Source organism: Chelativorans sp. AA-79, assembly GCF_029457495.1.
GTDB lineage: Bacteria > Pseudomonadota > Alphaproteobacteria > Rhizobiales > Rhizobiaceae > Chelativorans.
In genome coordinates, this window is the sequence record NZ_CP120361.1 from 2,840,963 (window position 1) to 2,859,146 (window position 18,184).

General features: G+C 62.0%; 17 protein-coding genes. 4 read left to right on the forward strand and 13 right to left on the reverse strand.

The window, feature by feature from the left end; genetic code table 11:
• Positions 1 to 933, reverse strand: a complete 933-nt coding sequence (locus PVE73_RS13810; RefSeq protein WP_277367456.1) for an ABC transporter permease — start codon at positions 931 to 933, stop codon at positions 1 to 3.
• Positions 933 to 1,997: an ABC transporter ATP-binding protein gene (locus PVE73_RS13815; protein ID WP_346772367.1), complete on the reverse strand. Its 1,065-nt coding sequence runs from the start codon at positions 1,995 to 1,997 to the stop codon at positions 933 to 935. Before PVE73_RS13815 ends, PVE73_RS13810 begins: the two co-directional genes overlap by 1 nt.
• Positions 1,998 to 2,351: 354 nt before the next feature.
• On the opposite strand from PVE73_RS13815, the gene PVE73_RS13820 reads away from it, so the two are divergent.
• On the forward strand, positions 2,352 to 3,365 hold the full coding sequence (locus PVE73_RS13820) for a GntR family transcriptional regulator (RefSeq protein WP_277362806.1): 1,014 nt from the start codon (positions 2,352 to 2,354) through the stop codon (positions 3,363 to 3,365).
• A gap of 29 nt (positions 3,366 to 3,394) precedes the next feature.
• On the opposite strand, the gene PVE73_RS13825 is transcribed toward PVE73_RS13820, so the two are convergent.
• From PVE73_RS13825 to PVE73_RS13845, 5 genes are read right to left on the reverse strand one after another with little or no spacing between them, the layout of a single operon-like run.
• Positions 3,395 to 4,369, reverse strand: a complete 975-nt coding sequence (locus tag PVE73_RS13825) for a biotin-dependent carboxyltransferase family protein (RefSeq protein WP_277362807.1) — start codon at positions 4,367 to 4,369, stop codon at positions 3,395 to 3,397.
• Positions 4,359 to 5,234 (reverse strand): allophanate hydrolase subunit 1, encoded by an 876-nt coding sequence (locus PVE73_RS13830; protein ID WP_277362808.1) that lies wholly within the window; start codon positions 5,232 to 5,234, stop codon positions 4,359 to 4,361. Before PVE73_RS13830 ends, PVE73_RS13825 begins: the two co-directional genes overlap by 11 nt.
• Positions 5,234 to 6,619 (reverse strand): acetyl-CoA carboxylase biotin carboxylase subunit, encoded by a 1,386-nt coding sequence (locus PVE73_RS13835; protein WP_277362809.1) that lies wholly within the window; start codon positions 6,617 to 6,619, stop codon positions 5,234 to 5,236. The genes PVE73_RS13830 and PVE73_RS13835 overlap by 1 nt, the downstream gene beginning before the upstream one ends.
• 5 nt (positions 6,620 to 6,624) lie before the next feature.
• Positions 6,625 to 6,867 (reverse strand): acetyl-CoA carboxylase, encoded by a 243-nt coding sequence (locus PVE73_RS13840; RefSeq protein WP_277362810.1) that lies wholly within the window; start codon positions 6,865 to 6,867, stop codon positions 6,625 to 6,627.
• Complete coding sequence (locus tag PVE73_RS13845; protein WP_277362811.1) at positions 6,854 to 7,672, reverse strand: 5-oxoprolinase subunit PxpA; 819 nt, start codon at positions 7,670 to 7,672, stop codon at positions 6,854 to 6,856. The genes PVE73_RS13840 and PVE73_RS13845 overlap by 14 nt, the downstream gene beginning before the upstream one ends.
• Before the next feature lie 147 nt (positions 7,673 to 7,819).
• On the opposite strand from PVE73_RS13845, the gene PVE73_RS13850 reads away from it, so the two are divergent.
• Positions 7,820 to 8,779 carry a LysR family transcriptional regulator gene (locus PVE73_RS13850; RefSeq protein ID WP_277362812.1) on the forward strand — a complete coding sequence of 320 codons (960 nt, stop codon included), beginning with the start codon at positions 7,820 to 7,822 and terminating at the stop codon, positions 8,777 to 8,779.
• 284 nt (positions 8,780 to 9,063) lie between these two features.
• Positions 9,064 to 9,312, forward strand: coding sequence for a hypothetical protein (locus PVE73_RS13855; protein WP_277362813.1), 249 nt, complete (start codon positions 9,064 to 9,066; stop codon positions 9,310 to 9,312).
• A gap of 34 nt (positions 9,313 to 9,346) precedes the next feature.
• Here PVE73_RS13855 and PVE73_RS13860 read toward each other — a convergent pair whose 3' ends face one another.
• From PVE73_RS13860 to PVE73_RS13885, 6 genes are all read right to left on the reverse strand, one after another.
• Positions 9,347 to 9,922, reverse strand: coding sequence for an acyloxyacyl hydrolase (locus PVE73_RS13860; protein WP_277362814.1), 576 nt, complete (start codon positions 9,920 to 9,922; stop codon positions 9,347 to 9,349).
• 239 nt (positions 9,923 to 10,161) lie between these two features.
• A complete protein-coding gene (locus tag PVE73_RS13865; RefSeq protein WP_277362815.1) occupies positions 10,162 to 11,319 on the reverse strand; it encodes an outer membrane protein transport protein in 1,158 nt (385 codons plus the stop codon).
• A gap of 321 nt (positions 11,320 to 11,640) precedes the next feature.
• Positions 11,641 to 14,421 carry a valine--tRNA ligase gene (locus PVE73_RS13870; RefSeq protein WP_277362816.1) on the reverse strand — a complete coding sequence of 927 codons (2,781 nt, stop codon included), beginning with the start codon at positions 14,419 to 14,421 and terminating at the stop codon, positions 11,641 to 11,643.
• 264 nt (positions 14,422 to 14,685) lie between these two features.
• Positions 14,686 to 15,348, reverse strand: coding sequence for a DUF2497 domain-containing protein (locus tag PVE73_RS13875; RefSeq protein ID WP_277362817.1), 663 nt, complete (start codon positions 15,346 to 15,348; stop codon positions 14,686 to 14,688).
• A gap of 174 nt (positions 15,349 to 15,522) precedes the next feature.
• Positions 15,523 to 16,887, reverse strand: a complete 1,365-nt coding sequence (locus PVE73_RS13880; RefSeq protein ID WP_277362818.1) for a TolC family outer membrane protein — start codon at positions 16,885 to 16,887, stop codon at positions 15,523 to 15,525.
• A gap of 175 nt (positions 16,888 to 17,062) precedes the next feature.
• The gene (locus tag PVE73_RS13885) at positions 17,063 to 17,737 is read right to left on the reverse strand and encodes a protein-L-isoaspartate O-methyltransferase (protein ID WP_277362819.1); all 675 of its coding nucleotides are present in this window, start codon (positions 17,735 to 17,737) and stop codon (positions 17,063 to 17,065) included.
• Positions 17,738 to 17,961: 224 nt separating this feature from the next.
• Here PVE73_RS13885 and PVE73_RS13890 point away from each other — a divergent pair, with 224 nt between their 5' ends.
• A complete protein-coding gene (locus PVE73_RS13890) occupies positions 17,962 to 18,165 on the forward strand; it encodes a sugar phosphorylase (RefSeq protein ID WP_277362820.1) in 204 nt (67 codons plus the stop codon).
• Positions 18,166 to 18,184: the final 19 nt, after the last annotated feature.

Genomic DNA, 18,184 nt, shown 5'->3' on the forward strand with positions numbered 1-18,184 from the left:
CTACATCTCCTTCCTGAGATCGACCACGCGCAGCAGCGCCGTGATCACCGCGGCGATGACGACGGTGAGGATGACGCCCGCGACCGAGGCGAACGCCCATTTGAGCGAGCCCACCTGCGACACGATGATGTTGCCGAGCAGATTGACCTTGCGGCCCGACAGCGATGCGGCGGTGGCGAACTCACCGAGGACCATGACCGACACGAAGATCGCGCCGACGATCACGCCCGGCAGCGACAGCGGCAGGATGATCTTCAAGAAAATGCGCCCGAAGCCCGCACCCAGATCGCGTGCAGCCTCGATGATGCTGGGATCGATCCGGCTCAGCATGAAGGTGATCGGCCCTACCATGAAGACGCAGTAAATCTGCGTCATGCCGATCAGCACCGCGAATTCGGAAAACAGGAGGGTGGTCAGCGGCGCATCGATGATGCCCAGCTTCATAAGGATCATGTTGATCGCGCCTTCCGTGCCCAGCATTGGGCGCCAGGCAATGACGCGGATCAGGAAGGAGGTCCAGAACGGAATGATGCAGATGATGAGGAGCGCCGTTTGGAGCGTCTGGTTTCGCACCATCAGGCCGATGAAGAGCGCCACCGGGTAACCGATGACCAGTGTGGCCGCAAGCACGATCGCCCAGACCCGAACCGTGGTCCACGCGGCGGAGAGATAGGTGGAGCTCGTCAGAAAGCGCACCCAGCTGTCCGTGGTCAGTGTCGGTTCGATGGTGAAGGTGGTTTGCGTCCAGAAGGATACGTAAACCACCATCATCATCGGCAGGACCATGAAGAGCGCCATCCAGAGAACACCCGGACTGATCAGGACCAGCGCCTTGCGGCGCTCCTGGCGGGCACGGCGTTCCGCCGGCGACAGGCCGTTTTCTGCGCCGAGTGGGGGCGTGGCGCTTTGCACCTGCTCGCCGGCAATTTCCATCATGCGGCCCTCTCGAGAAATGGGATGACGTCCTCCGGGTCGAATGTGAGGTCGTAAAGCTCGTCCTTTGTGAAACTTGGTGGCTGGGGCCCGCTCAGATGCGCAACCACCTGCAGCAATGCCCCGTCCTCCATTCGAAAGAAGGAGAGCACCGTTGCACCGGTGAACTCGCTGGCAATGAAGCGCGCCGGCAGCGAAACGGCGGAGGCGTTGCCCGCCTGCTTGACGGCGACGCGATCGAAACGCAGCGCCACTTCGACTGGAGTTCCATCGGGCGGCGCTACACCGCCTGGCAGCGGAAACCGAGCGGCCTGCGAGCGGAACTCGCCCCGTTCGGCCCTGCCCGCAAGGATGTTGTATGCATTCAGGTGGCGCGCCACATCGGCGTTGCGCGGCGCGGCAAAAAGAGAGGATGCCGGCGCGATCTGGGCGATGGAGCCGGCCGACAACACCGCAACCGTGTCGCCCATCAAAAGAGCCTCTGTCTCGCTGCCCGTGACATGCAGGAACGTGACCTTCAGGCGTTCACGAATGGCGCGCAACTCATCGCACATGCGCTCCCGCAAGTTTGCATCGAGGGCGCCGAGAGGTTCATCAAGCAGCACCAGCCGCGGCTCCGTCACGAGCGTGCGCGCAAGGGCGACACGCTGGCGCTGCCCGCCGGAAATCGCCGTGACTTTCCGCTGTTCCAAGCCCTCCAGCCCAACCAGATGGACGACATCGGCGACACGACGGCGAACGTCCGCAGCGTCGGAGACGGGATCGTCGTCCCGGTAACGCAGGCCGAAGGCGATATTGTCTTCGACACTCAGATGCGGAAACAGGGCGAAGTTCTGGAACACGAAGCCGATGCCCCGCTTATGCGGGGCCACGCCGTCAAGACGCTTGCCGTCGAAAGTGACGGTGCCGCTGTCGGGCTCTTCAAACCCGGCGATGACCCGCAAGAGCGTGGTCTTGCCGCTGCCGCTGGCTCCCAGCAGGGAGACATAGGCATTGTCCGGGACAGCGATGCTCAAGCCGTCGAGCGCGGCAACGTCGCCATACCGCTTCGTGACTGAACTCAATGAGAGCAAGCTTTCCTCCCGGCTTCTGATGTGCCATCATCGAAAATGATGATGTATACAAACACATTTTTTCTCGACCGCGCAAGCCGCGCAGTCATTTTCTTTTCATGTGGACTTCCGTGCGAGCGAGCGCCGAGTTTGTCCTCGGTTTTCAGCGCATGGGGCCGGGTACTCCGCAAACAGGGGATGTTCGGGCGGGTGACGAGCGGCGAGATCGGAAAAATTTGTGCAGGCGCCTAGAAAATGGCCGGAACCCTGCTTAAAAAATGATCTTTGTATTCCCGTATTTGTTTCCTTGGTCGTATTTTCGATGGAAGCGCGCAGCGAGAATCGCCAAAACCGGAACCAGACTCTATGACCCGGATCGCAATGACCTCCTCGCAATCGCTTCCCAGAACCCCGCTTTATCTTTCGGCCGCCGAGACGATTCGCGCCAACATCAAGGCGGGGATTCTGATGCGCGGGCTGGTACTGCTCGAGGGGCCTATCGCCGAACTCCTCAAGATCTCGCGCAGTTCGGTGAAACGCGCGCTCGCGCTGCTCGAAGAAGATGGAACCGTGAGCCGTTTCGATGGGCGCGGCTATCTCGTCGGCCCGCCGGATGCCGGCATCACCCCGGTGCGCACGGATATCAAAACGCTCGATCTGCTGGTCGAAGAAGCTCATGACGAATCCCTCAACAGGCCCAATTGGAGGCGCATTCACGATCAGGTGGAGAGCGATGTGTCCTCCTGTCTGGTGTTCGGCCAATACCGGATCGTCGAGAACGACCTGGCGGCATATTTCGACGTCAGCCGCACCGTCATTCGCGATGTTCTAGGTCGCCTGCAGGAACGCGGACTTGTCACCAAGAGTTCGACATCGCGCTGGCTGGTGGGCCCGCTGACGGCACAATCGATCAAGGACAAGTTCGAATTGCGTGCTATCCTTGAGGTGGCGGCCTTGCGTTCGGCCGCTCCCTTCGTCGACAAGATTGCGCTGGAGCGTCTTTGCAAGAAGATGGAGGAAACCGAGCGGGAAGCCGGTCCCATAAAGGCTGCGCGTTGGTTCGAACTCGTCAACGCCTTCATCGATCTGGCCATCCTCTCCACCCCCAATCGTGACCTGCGGACGCTGATCTCCAACAATTTGAAGACCTTGCAGGCTTCTCAGAAGGCGCTCTTCAATCTCGGCCTTTCGGGCGACTCCCTGTCGATCCGCGAGATCCGGATGATCGGAGAGTTGCTTATCGTCGACGCAACGCAGAGCGCAGCCGAACTCCTGGAAAATCACCTCTCCAAGTCACGCGACCGCACGATCGCGCAGCTCAAGATCGTTGCCGTCCTGCCCCAGCCGGGGCATCTGGCCCCTTATCTCATTCCTGCATGAGGCGCGGTTCGCGACCCGGGCGGTAGCTGCTATTGCAGCGTTGTTCTAAGACGGTCGAGCATCGCTGCCCGCGCCTTGCGAGCGGTGTGTGCTTCCTCCATCGTCACCCTGCGGAAGCGCGAAGATGTGTTGGGCTGCAGTTGGCCGATCAAATCCATATCGGCCGAGATCACAGTCCCGATCATGAAATACCCTCCGCCCGAGACCGCATCGCGGTGAAGGATGATGGGTTCGGTACCGCCAGGTACCTGAACCGACCCGTAGGGATAACAGCTGTCGACGATGTTCGACGGGTCGGATCCTGCGCCAAAGGGTTGCTTGCGTTCGACGAATTCCAACGGGGTGCCGCCGCGGAAGCGATAGCCCATGCGGTCCGCTTCCGGTGCGACCTTCCACTCCTCTTCGAAAAAGCGGTCGAGCGAGGACTTGGTGACGCGATGATCGTAGAGCCCGGGGAGGATGCGCAGTTCGGCCGAAACGCGGAGCTCGCGGCGCAACTCGCCGGGCACCGTCCGGCCGCTGACCGCATGGTTCGACGGCGTTCCGACCGGCAACTCGTCACCTGCGGCGACGGCGCGTCCTTTGAAGCCGCCGAGCGCACCGATCGGATATGTGGAGCGGCTGCCCAACGCCAGCGGCACATCGATGCCGCCGGCGACGGCGATATAGATGCGCGCCCCGGCCGTGAGGAAATCGAAGCTCAGGACCTGGCCGGCCTTGACGGGAAGTGCGGTCCAGCCAGGCTGCGCTTCACCGTCAATCTTGAGCGGCATGTCCGCGCCTGTGACGGCGATGACGCTGTCGCTCTGGAATTCCAATGTCGGCCCGACAAAGACGGCTTCCAGTCCGGCATCTCCTTCGCCGTTTCCAACCAGCAGGTTGGCCGCACGCATCGCGTAACGGTCCATCGCGCCGGAGACGGGAATGCCGAGATGAAAATAACCGGGTCGTCCCAGATCCTGCACGCTGGTCAATAGGCCGGAATTGAGCACTTTAATCGCCATTGATCATGCCCTCCAGCCGTGCGTTGTAGCCCTTGATATCAGCGCTGAAAGCTCGAAGGTCGAAGTCCACATCGCAGATCTTCGGCCGGAAGGTGTTGCGCGCAACGGCTTCAACCATCCGGTCGTATTCGTCGCGGTCTATGGGCTTGAACTTCACGATGTCGCCGGGCTGAAAGAAAACCATGAAGTCTTCCAGATAGCTGGTCTTCTGATCCGGGTCGAAGATCGGCATCGGGGTGATGCCGAACATCTGATAGCCGCCGGCCCCGCGCACCGAATAAATGCAGGAGAAGCAGCCTCCATAACCGACCGTCAGTTTCGGGGTGTCGGTGCGCGGTCGCAGATATTTCGGCACCTGAATCTGCCGCTCGCGCTCGACCATCTGGTACATGAAAGGCAAGCCGGCGACAAAGCCGACCATGGAGACGAACCATGGCGAACCCGAATGCGCGGCGATGAAATCTTCGACAGAGTCGTACCCGTTGATGCGCGCCGCGTATTCGAGGTCGGTCGCCCGCGGATCCTGATGGCGCTCGCGGAACCGCATCAGCGTCTCATGCGTCCAGGGATCCTGATAATAGACGGGGATCTCGATCAGACGGGTTTCAAGAACCGGATCGGAACCTTCGGCCTGTGCTTCGATGGACCGTACTTCTCTCAAAAGCGCGTCCGGCGAGATGACGTCGGGATTGAACTTCACTTGAAAGGAGGCATTCGCCGGACAGATTTCCGTGACGCCCTCCATGGCACGCTCGGCGATGATGCGGGTCATCGACAGGCTCTTGAAAAAGGCGTCGAGCGACATCTCCTCGTCGACTTCGACGAACAGATGCTCATCCCCGCCGAACGTATATCGCGGCTTCATCAGGCGTTCTCCGTAGCGGTCGCGGCTTTGCTCAGCGGGGCGCCGGCAAGCCAGCCTTCCAGGTACTTCGTGTTGATCGCCCCCTCGGCCACATCCGGATTGGCAACGAGGGCCATGTGCAGGGGAATCGTGGTCTTGATACCGCCGATGGAAAGTGTCGCGAGCGCTTCCCTCATGCGCTGGATCGCCGAGCGGCGGTCGGCGCCGTGCGCGATCATCTTGCCCAGCAGGGAATCGTAGAAGGGCGGAACCCAATAGCCGTCATAGAGCATCGTATCGAAGCGCAGGCCCTCCCCGTCCGGCACCACGAGCCCGCTCACCTGGCCAGGGGACGGCATGAAGTTTGCGGCCGGATCCTCGGCATTGATGCGGCATTCCACGGCGTGCCCGTTTATGCGCACGTTCTCTTGCCTGATCGACAGTGGGGTGCCGCCGGCGATGCGGATCATTTCGGCAACGAGATCGATGCCGGTGATCATCTCCGTCACCGGATGCTCGACCTGGATGCGGGTATTAACCTCGATGAAGTAGAAGTTCTCGGTCTCGGGGTGGTAGAGATATTCGACGGTACCCGCGCCCCTGTAGCGGACGGATCTGGCAAGCGCGACCGCACTTTCGGTCAGAGCTTTGCGCACGGCGGGTGACAGACCGAAGGCCGGTGCTTCCTCCCATACCTTCTGTCTGCGGCGCTGGAGCGAGCATTCCCGCTCGAAGCAATGGATGAAGTTGTCGCCGTCGCCCAGGATCTGAACCTCGATGTGACGCGCGTTCTCGATCACCTTTTCGATATAGAGCCCGCCGTCGCCGAAGGCCGCCTTCGCCTCGGATGAGGCCTGCGGAAACTGCTTCTCGAATTCGGCAAAGTCCCGCACGATGCGGATGCCACGCCCGCCGCCTCCGGCCGCCGCCTTGATCATCACCGGGAACCCGATCCCACGCACGAGGGCCCGTGCCTCTTCCACCCCGGAAATCCGGCCGTCGCTCCCCGGCACGGTGGGTACGCCGGCATCCCGCGCCACCTTGCGTGCTGCAACCTTGTCGCCCAGCAGGCGAATGGATTCTGCATCCGGACCGATAAAGATCATCCCGGCTTCAGTGACGGCGGCAGCGAAATCCGCGTTCTCCGACAAAAAGCCGTAACCGGGATGAATTGCGTCGACGCCTTTTTGCTTCGCGGCCCCGATGATCGCCCCGATGTCGAGATAGGATTTCGCAGCAGGCGGCGGGCCGATCAGCACCGCATCGTCCGCCATTCTGACTGGCAGGGAGTCGGCATCTGCAGCGCTGTGCGCCTGCACCGTCCTGATGCCGAGAGCCCGAGCGGCCCGGATGATGCGCACCGCGATCTCACCCCTGTTGGCAACGAGAAGAGAGCCGATCGCCATAGGTCTCACCCCTCCAATTCGGCAATGACCTGCCCGGCCATCACCGCCTCGGCATCGTCAAGCAAAAAGTGGATCGATCTTCCCGAAACCGAGGCCGTGACCTCGTGGAAGCTCTTCATCACCTCGATGAGCCCCACTGCGTCTCCAGAGGCAACGTCCTCCCCGTCCGCCTTGAAGGGTGGACTGTCCGGGGAGGGTTTCCGATAGAAAACTCCTGGCATCGGTGCCCTGATCTCAACCTTGCTCATGAGTATCCTCTTGTCGTTTCGGGCTCTCGCGCCCCAGGATCTGCGAAACCGGAACGATTCTGATGCCGCTTTCCGTGAGCCGCTGGCGCATGGCTGTGGCGATCTCGGCAGAGCCGAGCGTATCGGAATGAAAGCAGATGGATTCGAAGTCGATGCCGATCTCGTTGCCGGTGACGGTGGTTACCTTCCCTGTCTTGCAAGCTTTGACGACTTTCTCGGCAATTGCGTCGGGGTCGAGCCGCCCCACCCGGCGCGTGAAGACGATAGAGCCGTCATCCGCGTAGTCCCGGTCGGCGAAGAATTCGCGGATGACCGGCTGCCCCGCAGCCCTGGCGATCTCGTAGGTCACCGACATGTCCATGCAAAAGATGGCGGTGTCTGGCTGCACCTTGCGCATATAGCGCACGAACGCATCGGAGAACTCCTCGTTGACGGCGAGTTCCATATAGAGGGCGCCGTGCGGCTTCACATGCTGCAGAACCGTGCCGTGGCGTTTGGCGAACTCACGGACGGCGCCCACCTGATAGATGATGTCGTTGACGAGTTCGGCCGTGCTGCCATCGATGCGGCGCCGACCGAAGCCCTGGAGATCGCGGTATCCCGGATGAGCGCCCACGCCCACCCCGTGCTCTGCGGCCATGCGCACCGTGCGGTCCATCAGGCTGGGATCGCCCGCGTGGAAGCCGGTGGCGATGTTGGCGGAACTGATGAGCTTTATCAGAATGTCGTCGTCGGTCTCGCGCAACTGCCACGCGCCGAAACCTTCGCCCATGTCGCAATTCACGTCGATCGCCACGACGGCCATCCGATACTCCCTTTCACCCGCGACCTTGCCGGTTCTTGGCGGGCACTTGTTCCACTCATGGGCAGACTAGGAAGTGGGAAAGGCGATTGGAAATTCTATTTTTTGATGCTGTAATATTAAAAAATCCGAAGCCCCTGGAGGGTGCCAATGTCCATCAGCCTGCGGCAGATCCGCTACTTCGTCGCGACTGCCGAGCTCGGCCAGATCTCGCAGGCTGCGGTGGAGCTCTCGATCTCGCAGTCGGCCATCACGACCGCAATCCGCGAGCTCGAGCGAACGGTCAATCTGCAGCTGTTCCACCGTTCGACCACTGGCATGGAGCTGACGCCGGCGGGGCGCGAATTTCTGTTCCATGCCTATGAGATCCTGCAAAAGGTGCATGAAGCCACCCATCTCAACATCCCGTCCGGCAGGGTTGAGGGAAAACTGTCCGTTGCCGCCACATACACGGTGATGGGCTACTTCCTCCCCGACCATCTGCAGCGGCTGCGCCGCAGTTTTCCGGGCCTCGACCTTCAACTCTTCGAACTCAGCCGCGATGCCATCGAGGAAGGGCTGCTCGACGAGCGCTACGATATCGCCGTTCTGCTTACCTCGAACATACGCGATCCGCAGATCGCCAGCGAAACCATGATCAGTTCGCCACGCCGGCTTTGGGTCCCGTCGCGGCACCCGTTCCTGCACAAGGCGCGGGTAAGCCTCGCCGACGTTGCACAGGAGCCGTATATAATGCTTACGGTCGACGAGGCCGCCAACACGTCGCTCGGTTACTGGAGCAGCACTCATTACCGGCCGAACGTGAAGTTGCGCACCTCCTCGGTGGAGGCCGTGCGCTCCATGGTCGCAAGCGGCCAGGGTGTGGCGATCCTCTCCGATATGGTCTATCGGCCTTGGTCACTGGAAGGTCGGAGGCTTGAGACCATCGTGCTCCAGGAATCCATTCCGGCCATGAATGTCGGTCTCGCGTGGGCCAGGAACGTGAAATTCAACGAGGCGATGGAGGCCTTCCGCGCCTATTTCCGTCAGAGCTTTCACATTCCGCAGATAAGGAACGTCCGGTCGCAGACGCGGTTCGACGCGGAGGGTGTGGAGAGCCCGTCACAATAGCCGAGTCGGCGACCAGCCCGAGTCGTCTCGGCGAACACAGCCGCTGATGTTTGTAGAATTTACTGGGCGTGCGAGAATCAAACACCTATGCAATATGGGTGGCCGGGACGAATCGGTCTATGCCGGAAAGGGGTGCTGCTGATATCCCTGCAGAGGTCCGGAAAAGGAAGCTGAGCGATGAAGAATGGTTCGCCCGCTCGCCGTACGGTTGGACTGAAGGAGTTTAGCGGCGTTGGGGTTGCCGCATCGTCTGCGGATAAGGATCGCGATCAACGGGACCTGTCATGAACGATAATTTTGAAGCATATGCGGTCGCTGTCATCATCGTGTTCGGCGCCATCACGATCGGGGGCCTGATGGCTGCCACGATCAGCTTCGGCGAGCGCGACGGATTCCTCTTTTCACTGGGAGCCGGCACATCGGCATGGCTTGCAGGCTATGCCATCTTCTTCGATCGGCCGCGCACCTATATGGCGTTTCTCGTCGTTTGCATCCTCATGAGCATCGCGGCCACGCTCGCCGTGGCCTTCTGACGCTCTTTTCGACTGGTGCGAAAGCGTCCGATTGTCAGAAGCGATAGCCGATGCGCACGCCCGTCGCTTCGGCGCCGTTGTTTTCGCTACTGCACAGCCCGGCGTTGGAAAAATGATCCGCATAGGCCTGCAGCGTCCACCGCTCGCCGACATCGTAGCCGATGGCGGCTCCCAGATGGAACAGAGCCCTGCAGCCCATGGCCTTGTAGGTGCTCGGGTCGTGGAGATTTTCCGCCGTCGTGATGGCGCCGCCGACACTGGTGCTCAGATAGAGCCTTCCGAAAAGATGAAAGTCCCAGTTGAGTCCGGTGTAGATGAAGTGAACGGGATCATCGGCAATGGCAGCATCGAAGCCGATATAAGGCCGGGGTGACCCGATGCGATCGAGGAATTCCGGGGAATTGAACAGGAACTCGCCGTTTATGACGGCACCGCTGAAGTCGTCGGTCGAGAAGAAACCCCGATCGTAAGCGAGCACGCCAAGCCGGATCTCACGCCAATCGGCGTGAATGCCGGGCTGGAGGAAGCCGGGACCCTTGTCTTCCGCAAGCCCATGCGATGGAAACGCCAGGCAAAGCAGGAATGCGAAGGGAAGGAACTGTTTCCGCATGTTTCCTCCAACGACCGATAGGACTGCGGAAGGAAGGCCGGTAGCGAGCCGAACCGTGCCCCCGATTCGACTGCAGTCTATCAGAGACGGAGCAGAACGGCGAAGGTCGCAATGTCGCGTCAAGGTAGCGTTTATGGGACAGGACAATGAGCGTGGATGCTTCGGCGGCCGGCATCTGGGAGGGATGGGGAGATCGGGCATAGAGCCCGAGCCCTCCCATCATATGCGTCCTTCTCGCCCTACCACTTGACGCTGTAGGATGCGGCAAAGAGTCCAGCCCAGCCCGAGTCGACCGAAGCGCCGGCCTCGAGCCCTTCCGTGATATCGGCCGATGACAGATAGGACACGCCTCCGCCCAGCCGGAGCTCGCCGCCCCATTTGTCCGTGAGGCTCGTGGCGGCCAGCACCAGCCATTTATCGTTGCGCAGGTCGTAGCCGGTGCTCACCCCGCGGTCCCACTGGACGGTGAGCACGCCGGAGACGTTTTCGTTGAACGCGTGGCCGACGCCCGCGGTGACCGTCCAGCCGTCGCGCCAGTAATACTCGTTCAGGCTGGCGAGCGTGCCCACGCCGGGCACGGAGAAGCGCAGATCGAGCGTCTCATTGACCGACCAGTCGGTCCATTTCACGGAACCGAAGGCAAGCCATCCCGGCGCGATGCCCGACTGCACTTTCAATTCCACACTCTGCGGCAGTTCACCGGAACCGAAGGCAGGAAGAGCGACCCCCGGGAGGAGCGGCGTATCCGCCGACCCCGTGGCATCATGGCTCGTGCCCGAACGGTACAGGAGCTGCGCACGGAACGCGATCTCCGGAATCTCGTAACCGATGCCCGCGCGCCAGCCATAGGCGCTGCTGTCGAGGCCGAGATTGAGGGGCACCTGTATCGGGATGGGCGCAAGACCCGGCACGGTCGGCCGGGCGTCGAGCGAGTAGTCGAACCGCTCCAGGAACGCGCCGCCGAGCAGGGCGAGGCGCCCTCTGCCGACATCGAAGAATGCCGCACAGGTGGCGCCGAACTCCGCCACCGTGAACTCCTCCGAGAGCTTGCCGCTGACACCATAGGGTGCGGAATAGCTGGAGGCGGCGCCGTTCGAATCGGTATAGGTCCCGGCGCAGGCGAAGTTGTCGGTGAAGCCGAACTTCACCGCCGCCGAAGGAATGACGTAGGTGTCGAGATAGTCTTCGCCGATCAATCCCGGACTTGGAGCCCTGGTCGGTGCGGAACGGTATTCCTGATGCGGTACCGCGATATAGGCGCCGGCACGAAAATTGAAGTTGCCCTGTTCAAACAGGATGTCGGTATCCGCGGTGCCGCGCGAAAACCCCCCTGCCTGTGCACTGCCCGCAAGAAGCGCCAGCCCCACCGCCGAATATCCGAAATGATTGAACCGCATACGAAAAACCCTCCTCCCTTGCTTGGGTGTTCGCGGACATGAGGATAACGAGGATGTTACGGCAGGCAATGGCCAAGACCGCGAGACCCACGGGAACGAGTAATTCTTACTTATACGTAAACCCCGCCTTTCGAGATTTGCCGGTATCCACGCACTGATTATCGCAAGGGAAACTTTCCAGAATCCTAGCAAATCTCGGCGAGTTACGCCCAAATTGAAGCGAAAAACACCGATGTTGCGGAAATGTGACAGCCGGTGGAAAAGCTTCAGGAACGATGCCCGCGGCGCCCGCGGGGCGCCGTGCGAGGAGGGGTGTGGGAATCAGGCGGCTTTCCGCACGCGCGCCAACGCCGCTTCCAGCCGGGACTTTGCCTCCGTGAATTCCGTGAGCTTTTCCCGTTCCGCGGCCACGATCTCTTCCGGCGCGTTGGCGACGAACTTCTCGTTCCCGAGCTTCTTCTCCAACCGGTCGATCTCGCCTTTGGTCCGCGCGACCTCCTTCTCCAGCCGCAAGACCTCGGCCTCGAGGTCGATCAGGTCGCCGAGCGGCAGGCAGAAAGTGGCCTCGGCGACCACGAGTTGCGCAGAGCCTTTCGGCGCCTCGCCGGCAAAGCCCACCTCGCCAACGCGGGCGAGGCGCCGGATGGCCGGCGCATGCCGTGCGAGGCGCTCGCGCGTCGTATCGAGGGCTCCCACGGCGATGAGCGGTGCAACGGCAGACGGCGGCACATTCATTTCCGAGCGCACGGAGCGGATGCCGGAGACGAGATCGACCAGCCAGTTGATATCGGCGGCCGCAGTCTCGTCCTCGAAGCTCGGCTTCGGCCAGGGCGTCAATGCCAGAAGCTCGTCCCGGCCGCCCTCCCCGCCCGTCAACGCCCAGAGCTCCTCGGTCATGAAGGGCATCATGGGATGCAGAAGCTTGTAGGTTTCGTCCAGCACATGGGCCACGCAGGCTCGAGCCTCGGCCTTCGCCGCCTCGTCCTCGCCGGCGAAGACCGGCTTCAAGAGCTCCAGATACCAGTCGCAGAAGAGACTCCAGACGAAGCGGTATGCTGCTCCCGCTGCCTCGTTGAAGCGGTAGGAGGTGATGCTTTCCGTGATGGTGCGGCCAGCGCGGGTGAGTTCCGTCAGGATCCAGCGGTTGATGGCCAGCTTTGCCTGCTCGGGGCGGAAGCTCGCATCGTGGGCCATACCATTCATCTGCGCGAAACGCGTGGCGTTCCAGAGCTTCGTCCCGAAATTGCGGTAGCCGGCGACTCGCGCCGGATCAAGCTTCACGTCCCTTCCCTGCGCCGCCATGATGGCCAGCGTGAAGCGCAGGGCGTCGGCACCGTATTTGTCGATCAGGTCCAGCGGGTCGATGACGTTGCCCTTGGACTTCGACATCTTGGCGCCGTTCTTGTCGCGCACGAGGGCATGCACATAGACCGTGTGGAACGGCTCATTGCCGGTGAAGTGCAGGCCCATCATCATCATCCGGGCCACCCAGTAGAAGATGATGTCGAAGCCGGTGACGAGCACCGAGGTGGGATAATAGGTGGCGAGTTCCTTGGTCTTCTCCGGCCAGCCGAGTGTCGAGAACGGCCAGAGCGCGGAGGAAAACCATGTGTCGAGCACGTCCTCGTCCCGCGTCAGGATCTCGCCTGGCGCAAAATTCTCCAGCTTGTCCTCAACCCACGCCTTCCAAGGCCCCTCGAGGGCGATATAGTGCTGGATGGCCTCTTCCAGCGCCGTCTCTTCGTCCTGTTCGACGAAGACCTGCCCATCCGGGCCGTACCAGGCCGGAATCTGGTGCCCCCACCAGAGCTGGCGGGAGATGCACCAGGGCTGGATGTTCTCCATCCAATCGAAATAGGTCTTTTCCCAGTTCTTCGGCACGAAGACCGTGCGGCCCGCGCGCACGGCTTCGATCGCCGGGCCGGCGAGCTTCTTGGCGTCCACATACCACTGGTCGGTGAGGAAAGGCTCGATCGGGACCCCGCCGCGGTCACCATGCGGAACGGAGTGGATGTGCGGCTCGGTCTTGGCGAGATAGCCGTCTTCCTCCATGAGGGCCACGATCTGCCGGCGTGCTTCGAACCGATCGAGCCCTTGCAGCCGCTGCCACAGGGCGCGCTGCATTTCGGTCGGTTCGAGCCCTTCCATGAAGTCCTCGTTCTCCAGGATGGCGATGGAGGCATCCGCCGCCATCACATTGACCAGGCGCAGGCCGTGGCGCTTGCCCACCTCGAAGTCGTTGAAATCATGTGCGGGTGTGATCTTGACCGCACCCGTCCCCTTCTCGGGGTCGGAATATTCATCCGCCACGACCGGGATCCTGCGACCGACGATGGGCAGGATCACATGCTTCCCGATCAGGTGCCTGTAGCGGTCGTCTTCCGGATGCACGGCCACGCCCGTGTCGCCAAGCATGGTTTCCGGCCGCGTGGTCGCCACGGTGATGAAGGTGGAGCTGTCCTCCGGGTCGAACAGGGCACCATCGATGGGATAGCGGAAGTGCCAGAGGTTCCCCTTCACCTCCACCTGCTCCACCTCGACATCGGAGATGGCGGTCAGGAGCTTGGGGTCCCAGTTGACCAGCCGCTTGTCCTTGTAGATCAGCCCTTCCTTGTAGAGGGCGACGAAGACCTCGATAACGGCCTTCGACAGCCCCTCGTCCATGGTGAAGCGCTCGCGCGACCAGTCGCAGGAGGCGCCCAGCCGCTTCAGCTGCTTGAGAATCGTACCGCCCGATTCCTCCTTCCATTCCCAGACCTTGTCCACGAACTTCTCGCGCCCGAGGTCCCGGCGGTGCATCTGCCGTTCCGTGAGTTGGCGCTCCACCACCATCTGGGTTGCAATGCCCGCATGATCCATTCCCGGCTGCCACAGCACGTTCTTGCCGCGCATGCGCTCGAAGCGGATCATCACGTCCTGCAGGGTGTTATTGAGCGCGTGACCCATATGCAGGGAGCCCGTAACATTGGGGGGCGGGATGACGATGGTGAAAGTCTCGGCACCCGGCGCGGATCCCACGCCGGCTTTGAAGGCGCCCGCCTCCTCCCAGCGTTCCGATATTCTCGGCTCGACACTGGCTGCATCGTAGGTCTTGTCCAACATGAGAATGGCCCGTGGTTGCCCGGCGCCCAACCCGTTCCGGCCCAAGGGAATCCGGACGGCGGCTCCAAGTCATTGTCCCTTGCAGTTCCGGACGTGGCCGGAGACCGGCTTTCGGCAACTGCTCCAATGTGTGTGTGGGTGTAAAGCCGAAGGGTAAAGGCAAGTCAACTGTGCGACCACCAGGCCCTCTCCCGGCGCGGGCTGAATCGTCGATTTACGATTCTTTCCATACCCGGCGAGGCCGGAAAGAAGGCGCCCGATCGGTCAGCCGCCGCGGGCGATCCGTTCGATCTCCTCGCGGACAAGCCTCTCCACCAGTTGCGGAAGATTGTTATCCAGCCAATCCTGCAGCATCGGCTGCAGCATCTCCTCGGCCATCTGGTCCAACGTCTTGCGGCGGTTCGCCAGGAGAGCCTCGTTCAACTCCTCGAAGGCGGCTGCGACCTTGCGGCCCGGAAGCGTCGAGAGGATGGGACGGCGGTCCGATTCGGCCGAATGCGCGGAAAAACCAGCGGACGGACGCCGGTGAGCGGGCTCCTCCTCCTGCGCCGGCTGCGGCGCGGCAGGAGCGTTGGCGGCAACCGGAATGGAAAATCCGTCCTCGTCTTCGTCTTCCTCGGAAGCATCGAATGGGACTGATTGATGGCTATCGCGCGCTGCCTGCGGGGCGTGTCCCGCTGCTTCCGGGCTTTCGGGGTGTTCTCCGGAGTCGGCCTGGGCGCCCTCTCCGGACGGGGAGGAACGCGAGGGCTCCGTCAGACCGGGGCGGAGATCTTCGACCTCGCCGATACTGCGGAACGTCGTTTCCTGCTCCCGCGAGGGTTCGTCCCTCCCCCCGGGTTCGCTGTCCTCGATGATACGCCGGATCGATGCGAGGATCTCCTCCATCGAGGGTTCGCGCTGCTGTACGCTGCTTGCCTGTGCCATCGTGCCGCCGCTTTCACATTCGGCCCCCGACCCGGCCGATGGGCCCGAGGCTGTTTCGAATCATGACGTTAGCCTAGCGAAGGCACGCGCGGGTGAGAATCCCCGCAGCAAAATTCCTTGTCTTTTCGCACAGAAATGCCAGAAGCCCGTCGCAAGCAGCGCGCCTTGCCGCACCTACCGGCCGTCAGGCGTCCTGAGGCCGTACCATTTGTCCTTGACCGCCCGGTAGTGCTCCTGCGGGTCATAGATGGCGACGTTCAGGCCGAGCCGTGACGGCGACAGGCGTCCCATTGCCTGGGCGATGGCATAGCTTGCCACCACCACGTTGTATTGGGCGGTGACAAGATCGATGCGGGCATCGATGACGTCGGCCTGGGCGTCCAGCACGTTGAGCGTGGTGCGTTGGCCGACATCCCGCTCCTCGATCACGCCGCTCAATGCGAGCTGGGCGGCGTTGACCTGTTCGCGGTTGGCTGCGACCGTCTCGCGTGCGGCCTGATACTGGGTCCATGCTGACGTGATCGCCTGGAGAACCTCGTCACGGGTGACATCTACGTCGATCCGCGCTTGCCCCAGGGTCTCTTTGGACTGACGTACGCGCGCCGAGGCTTCGCCGCCCTGATAGATCGGGATTCGCAGGTTGAGACCGATCGAGGCGCTGTTCTGGGTCCCGTCCGTCAGCGCCGAGGGGCTGCTCTCAGTCCGCGTGCTGGTCAGGCTTGCCGACGCGGAAAGGTTTGGCAGCAGTGTCCCTTCCGCCACCTTTACCTGATAGGAATAGACATCGACCCAATGCTGCCGGGCCGCGATTGCCGGGTGCTCGGAAAGCGCGATCGCAGTTGCCTGATCGAGGCTCGCGGGCAGAAGCGTGGTGAGCGGATCCGGCGCCTGGAGGGTGCCTGGCTCGTCGCCCACGATCTGACGATAGCGGGCGGCGCTCGCAGCAGCTTGCGCCCTCGCGGCGGAAAGCTGGGCCAGGGCAAGCTGCCGTTGCGCCTGAGACTGGGCGACGTCGGTGCGCGTGCCTTCGCCGACCTCGAGACGCGAGCGGGCGGATCGCACCTGCTCTTCCAAGAACTGCAGGTTTTCGGCGCGCAGCGCCGCAATCTGCCGATCGCGGATCACCTGCATATAGGTTTGGGCGGCATCGAAGAGCAGGTTGAGTTCGTCATTGCGCAGGGCCGCGTTGGCGGCAAGCACCTGAGCTTCGGAGGCGCGCACATTGTTGTGCGTCTGGAATCCGTCGAAGATCGGCTGTTCGAGCGTGATGCCGAATTGCCCGGTGCTGACGTCGGTGGTCTCGCGCCTCTGTACCTGTGCGGAGGCATTGCCGGTGATTCGCGGCCGCATGCCCGACTTGGCGATGGCCACGTTCTCGTCGGTGACCCGGACACCGGCGCGCGAGGAGTTGAGGCTGGAATTGTTCTGGTAGGCCTTTGCCAGCGCACCGAGAATGGTTTCCGCGCTCGCAGGAAGCGGGGACAGGATAACGGAACCCGCTGCCAGGACAGCCAGAACACGGCTTCGCAAAAATGTCACGACCCACCTCACCTTGCGTTGGTCTGGACGTCGACAACGCCCAATTGTTTATGGCGTAGCGGCCGAGAGTGCCACCCCCATCAAACGGACGCGCCCCACATCATAAGTGGGACGTTACACCATCTAACTGATCAAATCCGTTGCGCATCAGCAACAACAGCCTGATCAAAAGAAACTAGAACACGAACCCCTTTTCCAGTTTGAAGCCCGGCAGCGGCTTGACCGCAGCATTGAACTCCGTCCGTGAAGACACTACCCCGTCTTCCTTGACGAAAAAATGTACTCGCGCCGCGTTTCCCTGACCGATGACGACCACCAGCCGCCCTCCCTCAGCCAATTGGTCGAGCAGCGAATCAGGAACATAGTCGACCGCCCCGCCGATGAAAATCACGTCATAAGGCGCCTCTTCCACGTGGCCCTTTTCCAGCGGGCCGGTGACGACTGTCGTATTCACGCAATCGAGCTCAGCAAGCAGGGAGGAAGCCGTTTCGGCAAGGGACGGATCACATTCCAGCGCCACCACGAAACTCGCGATCTTGGAAAGGACCGCGGTGGAATAGCCGGTGGCGCAGCCGATATCGAGCACGAGGTCGGACGGCTTGATGGCTGCGAGCTGCACCATCTTGCCGAACCGCGCAGGTTCCATGAGATAGCGCGCGGGGCTTTCGCCGGATGCCGCGGCGACCTCCAGATCCTCGTCCATATAGGCGAGGCTCTTGCGGCGCCCCGGTACGAAGACCTCGCGGGGGATTTCGCGCACCGCTTGGATAAGAGGGACGGAGGTCACATCCTGTGTGCGCAGCTGCCCCTCGATCATCATTTCGCGCTGCGCGGAAAAATCGGCATTCATCTTATGTCTTTTCCCGATTCTGCGCGCAACGCGCGCAACACCCCTTCGATCTCCGGCACTTGCCGTGTGCCCTGGCGAGCTTTCGCTCCGTGATGTGGCAAAAAACGGTGAAGCGGTCAATCAAGCAGAACAGCGCATAGGAAGCGCTCCGCAGTTGCGCTCCGGCTGCGCCTGCGCGGAACCGCCGCTCCGCCCGGCCGTTGATGAAAAAAGAGGAGACCGCCGTGAAAGTTCGTGAACTCTTGGACAGACTGAAGGATGCACCTCCCGAAGCACAGGTCCTCGTCGCCGAGGTCGACGAGGCCTTTGCCGCCGATATCGTGGCGGTGGACCTGATCGAGCACGCCAGACGCGGCAGTCCGGGCCGCGGCGGCGAGACAGTCGAACTCGCCGAGGGAAGTGAAGAGGTGATCGTCATCCGCTGGTGAGCGGGCCGCTTCCGCACGC

Coding starts and splice junctions, on each gene's coding strand:
- PVE73_RS13875 (WP_277362817.1), bottom strand. CDS start 15,348: ATGGCACAGGCAAGCAGCGTACAGCAGCGCGAACCCTCGATGGAGGAG.
- PVE73_RS13825 (WP_277362807.1), bottom strand. CDS start 4,369: ATGGCGATTAAAGTGCTCAATTCCGGCCTATTGACCAGCGTGCAGGAT.
- PVE73_RS13855 (WP_277362813.1), top strand. CDS start 9,064: ATGAACGATAATTTTGAAGCATATGCGGTCGCTGTCATCATCGTGTTC.
- PVE73_RS13830 (WP_277362808.1), bottom strand. CDS start 5,234: ATGAAGCCGCGATATACGTTCGGCGGGGATGAGCATCTGTTCGTCGAA.
- PVE73_RS13845 (WP_277362811.1), bottom strand. CDS start 7,672: ATGGCCGTCGTGGCGATCGACGTGAATTGCGACATGGGCGAAGGTTTC.
- PVE73_RS13810 (WP_277367456.1), bottom strand. CDS start 933: ATGGAAATTGCCGGCGAGCAGGTGCAAAGCGCCACGCCCCCACTCGGC.
- PVE73_RS13820 (WP_277362806.1), top strand. CDS start 2,352: ATGACCCGGATCGCAATGACCTCCTCGCAATCGCTTCCCAGAACCCCG.
- PVE73_RS13860 (WP_277362814.1), bottom strand. CDS start 9,922: ATGCGGAAACAGTTCCTTCCCTTCGCATTCCTGCTTTGCCTGGCGTTT.
- PVE73_RS13865 (WP_277362815.1), bottom strand. CDS start 11,319: ATGCGGTTCAATCATTTCGGATATTCGGCGGTGGGGCTGGCGCTTCTT.
- PVE73_RS13835 (WP_277362809.1), bottom strand. CDS start 6,619: ATGGCGATCGGCTCTCTTCTCGTTGCCAACAGGGGTGAGATCGCGGTG.
- PVE73_RS13885 (WP_277362819.1), bottom strand. CDS start 17,737: ATGAATGCCGATTTTTCCGCGCAGCGCGAAATGATGATCGAGGGGCAG.
- PVE73_RS13850 (WP_277362812.1), top strand. CDS start 7,820: ATGTCCATCAGCCTGCGGCAGATCCGCTACTTCGTCGCGACTGCCGAG.
- PVE73_RS13840 (WP_277362810.1), bottom strand. CDS start 6,867: ATGAGCAAGGTTGAGATCAGGGCACCGATGCCAGGAGTTTTCTATCGG.
- PVE73_RS13870 (WP_277362816.1), bottom strand. CDS start 14,421: ATGTTGGACAAGACCTACGATGCAGCCAGTGTCGAGCCGAGAATATCG.